General features: G+C 57.4%; 1 protein-coding gene. It reads right to left on the bottom strand.

What is annotated here, in order from left to right:
• The coding region (locus HP566_RS04925; protein WP_340163063.1) for a DUF6708 domain-containing protein at positions 1–529 on the bottom strand (529 nt) is incomplete at its 3' end.
• Between the last annotated feature and the right edge of the window lie 142 nt (positions 530–671).

Consider the following 671-nt stretch of genomic DNA (forward strand, 5'->3'; position numbering starts at 1 on the left):
CAATCACATCCTGGGGGTGGTGATAGCGTTGTAGCAGCAGTTGCAGCGGGGTTTCGGTCATGGCGCCGGTGTATTGGGTCACCGTGCGGCTCTCCTGCATCCAGGCCACGGCCTCATCCCAGGGGGCATGGTAGAGCTTGCCCTTATCCTGAAAATAGATTTCCCGGGTGCGGCGATTAAAACGCAGGGGAGAGGAGGTGGGCCAGAAGACCTCAAGCAGAAAGACAGCAAAAGTAATGCCAAACATAACGGCAGCGGTGCCTAGCACTTCCCCCCCTCTGCCTTGAAAGAAAACGGGCGACATAATTAAAAACATATAGATCGCCCCCATCCCCCATACCCCAGTAAAAACGCCCTTGCCTTCTTCGGCGCCGCTGGAAAGGTCCAGGTAGTGCTCGGTTTGCTCCTGTACTTCACCCAGTTGCATGGGCTGCCGGGCGGCCCGGCGTTTGGGTGAGAGCTGGATGAGCTCATCGGCCAGCCCGAGCTGCTGTGAAAGAGTGGCGAAGGTGTTTTTAAGACTCTGCATTACTGCCCTGAGCCACTGGAGGTAGAGGTATCGGTATTGTCTTGATGCAGGCCCTTGGCGACTTCCAGATCATACAGCCGGGTGGTGGGACCATCCGGGTGGCAACGTTCTTTAACCAGCGGCTGCCACTGGTGGGTAGCGG

Source organism: Vreelandella olivaria, assembly GCF_023507745.1.
GTDB classification, from domain to species: Bacteria; Pseudomonadota; Gammaproteobacteria; order Pseudomonadales; family Halomonadaceae; genus Vreelandella; species Vreelandella olivaria_A.